The 4,687-nt window shown below is 57.4% G+C and carries 5 protein-coding genes; 4 read left to right on the forward strand and 1 reads right to left on the reverse strand.

The annotated features are described in order from the left end of the window. The 4 genes from QZL71_RS12735 to QZL71_RS12745 form a co-directional block, all read left to right on the forward strand. A partial coding sequence (locus QZL71_RS12735) for an NAD(P)/FAD-dependent oxidoreductase (RefSeq protein ID WP_294649079.1) occupies window positions 1-879 on the forward strand: 879 nt, incomplete at its 5' end. Between the two features lie 564 nt (window positions 880-1,443). Further along, window positions 1,444-1,956: a ferritin gene (locus QZL71_RS12740; RefSeq protein WP_055185902.1), complete on the forward strand. Its 513-nt coding sequence runs from the start codon at window positions 1,444-1,446 to the stop codon at window positions 1,954-1,956. A 124-nt stretch (window positions 1,957-2,080) separates the two neighbouring features. Next, window positions 2,081-2,239, forward strand: a complete 159-nt coding sequence (locus QZL71_RS13315; RefSeq protein WP_363912711.1) for a nitrous oxide-stimulated promoter family protein — start codon at window positions 2,081-2,083, stop codon at window positions 2,237-2,239. A gap of 68 nt (window positions 2,240-2,307) precedes the next feature. Continuing rightward, entirely contained in the window at window positions 2,308-2,922 is a 615-nt protein-coding gene (locus QZL71_RS12745; RefSeq protein WP_294649082.1) for a class I SAM-dependent methyltransferase, read from the forward strand. 177 nt (window positions 2,923-3,099) lie between these two features. Here QZL71_RS12745 and QZL71_RS12750 read toward each other — a convergent pair whose 3' ends face one another. After that, entirely contained in the window at window positions 3,100-4,437 is a 1,338-nt protein-coding gene (locus QZL71_RS12750; protein ID WP_294649085.1) for an FMN-binding protein, read from the reverse strand. Window positions 4,438-4,687: the final 250 nt, after the last annotated feature.

Genomic DNA, 4,687 nt, shown 5'->3' on the forward strand with positions numbered 1-4,687 from the left:
GGCTACACCGCCGCCCTGTACGCGGCACGGGCGGGGCTGGACACCATCGTGCTGGAAAAACTGTCCGCCGGTGGGCAGATGGCCCTGACCGAGCAGATCGACAACTACCCCGGCTTTGAGAACGGGATCGACGGCTTCTCTCTGGCGGAGAAGATGCAAAAGCAGGCGGAGCGTTTTGGGGCACGCAGCGAATACGCGGAAGTTCTCCGCATGGATCTGACGGCGGTTCCCAAGCTCGTGGAGACCAGCGAGGGGATCTTCCGGGGGAAAACCGTGGTGCTGGCCACCGGCGCAGATCCCAGAACGCTGGGCGTTGCCGGAGAGACGGAGCTGTTGGGCCGGGGCGTGGCCTACTGCGCCGCCTGCGACGGGATGTTTTACAAGGGCAAAACGGTGGTCGTGGTGGGCGGCGGCAATTCCGCCGCGGCAGATGCCCTCCTTCTCAGCCGCGTGGCGAAAAAAGTGATCCTCGTCCACCGCAGAGACACCCTGCGGGCCACCAAGAGCTATCACGAGCCGCTGGCACAGGCCGAAAACGTGGAATTCCGTTGGAACAGCGTCGTTTCCGCGCTGCTTTCCGGGGACAGGCTGACCGGCGTCCGCCTGCGGGACACCGTCACCGGTGAGGAAAGCGTGGTGGACTGCGACGGCGTATTTGTCAGCGTGGGCCGACAGCCCGCCACGGCGCTGGCGGTGGGTCAACTGGCGCTGGACGGCGGCGGCTATATCGTGGCCGGAGAGACCACGGAAACCAGTATTCCCGGCGTTTACGCCGTGGGCGACGTGAGGACGAAGCCCCTCCGTCAGGTGGTCACCGCTGTGGCGGACGGCGCGGTGGCAGTCCACATGGCGGAGAAATATATCGCGGAAAACCGATAAGGGAGGTAGATTGAAAAAGCCATGTTTAAGGTCAGGCCGGATACGACCGCAGTGGGGATGCCGACATATCTGTAAGGCAAACTGACAGAGTGATGGCAGATAAGATAACCCATGTAAGATCGGGAGATATGTTGTCTCTCCATATCCAGTCCACGCAACAGTGAGCAACTGAACACAAAACACAGCCGCAGATGTACTCTGCGGCTGTGTTTTTATGCGTAGTATACCGCGTGACAAGCGGTTTTACTGTGACAGCGTCACATAATTTGAGAAAATCGGCTTCGAGGCAGCTTTTGGAGCGCAAGCCCTTTGTGGTTGTTGACAGAGAAAAAAATATAGGTATAATAAAAGCAAAATATTAAGATTCATTCTTGCATTTGGAGAGTTGGCGGTATGCCAAAATACGCAGAGGAGATATTGGCCGCCGTAACGGAGCTGCAGCAGCATCCCAAGGCGGAGCAGGTGTTCCTGGAGATGAAAAGGGAGCATCCCAGCATCGCTCTGGGTACGGTATATCTGCCCCCATGCCGGGAGCAGGAAAAGACAATCTTATGGAGGAGAAGTATCATGAACGCTAACGTATCTCTTCTGCTCAACGAGCAGATCAATAAGGAGTTCTACTCCGCCTATCTGTATCTGGACTTTGCCAACTACTACGCCGCCGTCGGACTGGACGGCTTTGAGAACTGGTACCGGGTACAGGCGCAGGAGGAACGGGATCACGCCATGCTGTTTTGTCAGTATTTGCAGAATAACGGCGAGGGCGTCACCTTTGAGGCTATCGCAAAGCCGGAGTGGGAACGAGGCGACCACATGGCCCCGCTGAAAAGAGCACTGGAACACGAGATGCTGGTCACCGCCAGCATCAATGCCATCTACGCCGCCGCATACGAGGTCAGGGACTTCCGCACCATGCAGATGCTGGACTGGTTCATCAAGGAACAGGGTGAGGAGGAGAAGAACGCCGCTGACCTCATTACCAAGATGGATCTGTTCGGCGGTGACAGCAAGGGGCTGTATATGCTAAACAGCGAGCTGAAGGCACGGGTCTACACCGCGCCCTCGCTGGTGCTGTAAGCCCCGCGTGTCTGCGGGCTTTCGCATCAGGCAAAAGGCAGACTACATACAGGTGGCCTGCCTTTTCTTCCACCAGATGGTTAGTGATGGTTAACTATGTATAAAACAGAAAGGACTTCAGAACTTGAACAAGGAAAAGGAGATCGAAACCGTTACCCTCATGGTGCGCCGGTATTGTTGTGGTGTGCATTGGACAAGGGGCGAGGCGCTTTGTCCGGCGTGCAATGCACTGCTGGAATACGCCAGAGAGCGGCGGGACAGATACCTGCACGGGAAAATTTAGTGGCACTTTGAATCCTTTCCGAGAGGCGCAATGCGGCAAAAAATAAAGAAGAGATAAGGGCAACGGCTATGAAAGAACGAAAGACCTTCTGGGACAAAAATGCCGGTCGTTACGACCGCTTTATGCGAAAGGATCGGGCGGCATACGAAGAGATGTATAAGATGATCCGGCCGGTGGTGAAAGCCAAAACGGTGCTGGAGCTGGCGACTGGCACGGGACTGATTGCAAAGCACATTGTGAACGCAGCAGCGCACATCGAGGCGACGGATGCCTCCGCGGAGATGATTGCCGAGGCCAAGCGTGATAACCACTCTGCCAAGCTGCACTTTTCCGTACAGGATATGTTCAGCCTGCCCTATGCGGATAAGTCCTTTGATGTGGTGATCGTGTCCAATGCGCTGCACATCGTGCCGCAGCCGGAAAAAGCCCTGCAAGAAATCAAGCGGGTGCTGAAAGAGGACGGCGTGCTCATCGCGCCGACCTTCACCCACGCGGGGAACTCGTTTTCCGGCAAGGTCAAGGCATTTTTCATGAAGCTGGCGGGCTTCCCTCTCCACAGCAGATGGACGAGCGAGGAATACCTGCGTTTCCTGCGGCAAAATGGCTGGACGGTGCGGAAAAGCGCTGTCCTGAAAGCCTCGTTCCCATTAACCTATGCCGAATGTGTGAAATCGGAGGAATAAGATACAATCAAGCCATACAAGAGATAAGAGGGAGGCAAGGAGCAATGTACGATATCTGTCTTACCGTTTCAGCATGGTGCATCATCGGCCTATTGGGTGTTCTGTTTATAAGCAGCGCCCGCCGGGAGATCTCCCGGCGGGCGCTGCTGTGTTCAGAGGAACGTTATTTTTCTTGCCTTACTTTGCGGCATCCACCAGCACACCAACGTAGCCGGCAGTATCCACCAGCGTGGCACCGGAAACGGCGTCCACAGCCTTTTCATCTTTGCTCAGAGCCTCGGCGTCGGCAATGCTCATGCCGTTCACGTGGTTCTGGATGGCGTCGTAGTTGGCATCCAGCGAAACGGTGGAACCAGCCTTTTCGGCCATCATCTTGCTGTAGTAATCGGCGTTGACCCGCTTAGACATCAGCACCTTGCCCTCGGCGTAGCCTGTGCCGAAGTCAGAATCGGAGTTGGGCACACCGACGACCCCAGCGTCCGAACCGGCAAACTGGAACTCGTCAATGTAGCTCAGCACGATGGTGTCCCCGGCGGTGGCGACAGCGCCGGAGGTGAAGCACTTGGTGCCGTGTGCGGCCCCATAGACCACATTCAGCTTCAGGTCCTCGGAGCTGCCGTTGAACTCCACGGCCTGCGTGGTCTGGGCGTTTTTGGCGGCATCCACGATGGCAGAGAGATAACCGGCGGTATCCACCAGCGTTGCGCCGGAGACGGCGTCCACAGCCTCGGCACCCTTGGCGGCTACATCCTCCAGCTCGGAGATGGTCTTGCCGACGGCAAAGTTCTGGATGGCGTCGAAGTTTGCATCCAGAGCGACCGTGGAGCCGCCCTTTTCAGCCATCATCTTGCTGTAATAATCGGCGTTGGCCCGCTTGGACATCAGCACCTTGCCCTCGGCGTAGCCTGCGGCAAAGTCGGAGTCGGAGTTGGGCACGGCGGTCACGCCTGCATCGGTGCTGGTGAACTGAAAATCGTCGAGGTAGGCGGCGAGGATGACGTCATCCTTCACCACAGCCACCGCTTCGGTGAAGCACTTGGTGCCGTGGGCGGCAGCATAGGCCTGCCCGATCTGGATGCCGCCTTCCACCGGGACGATGGCGGCGGGCTCAGCGGGGGCTGCGGCAGCAGAGTCGGCGGGGGCTTCTTCGGCCAGCTCCACACCCAGTGCGGCGGCAACGGCCTTCCGGACAGCCTTGGTGGTCACCGTGGCACCGGCAACGCCGTCGATGGCGGGGCCGTTGGCGGCCACGACCTGCTTGGACAGCTCTTCCAGTGCAGCGCCGCCGATGTTCTCGGTCTCCTGTGCACCTTCCAGCTTGCAGTCGGTAACAGTGCCATTGGCATCCACGGTCAGGGTGGCGGTGACAGCACCGCCAAAGCCGTCGGCAGAGCCGGTCTTGGTCGCGCTGGCAGCGGTGGAACTGCTGCTGCCGCCGCAGGCGGCCAGAGAGACGCCAACAACGAGGCTCATGGCCACGGCAGCGCTCAGTTTACGGATGATCTCCTGTTTCATGGGTCTTTCCTCCAGAGAAAAATCGGTTTGTGTTCTGTCCCCAGAAAAGGTCATATCTTTTCAAGGATGTTTACAAAAGATAACATATTTTGTGAGGTGCTGTCAAGAGATTTTAGCACATACTTCGTGAAGAATGATAAATTGGTGTCAATTTGTGACGCTGACGGTATACGAAGCGAACGGACGGTCTACGCTGTTAGTAATTCCTGAATGGAAACCAAGCAAGCAGTTTTGCCACTTTCAGCCCCAG

The sequence above is a fragment of the uncultured Faecalibacterium sp. genome (genome assembly GCF_900066275.1).
Taxonomy (GTDB): Bacteria; Bacillota; Clostridia; order Oscillospirales; family Ruminococcaceae; genus Faecalibacterium; species Faecalibacterium taiwanense.

Bases quoted from the DNA above. Each gene is read 5' to 3' on its own strand.
- QZL71_RS12745 (WP_294649082.1), top strand. From the start codon at position 2,308: ATGAAAGAACGAAAGACCTTCTGGGACAAAAATGCCGGTCGTTACGAC.
- QZL71_RS12750 (WP_294649085.1), bottom strand. From the start codon at position 4,437: ATGAAACAGGAGATCATCCGTAAACTGAGCGCTGCCGTGGCCATGAGC.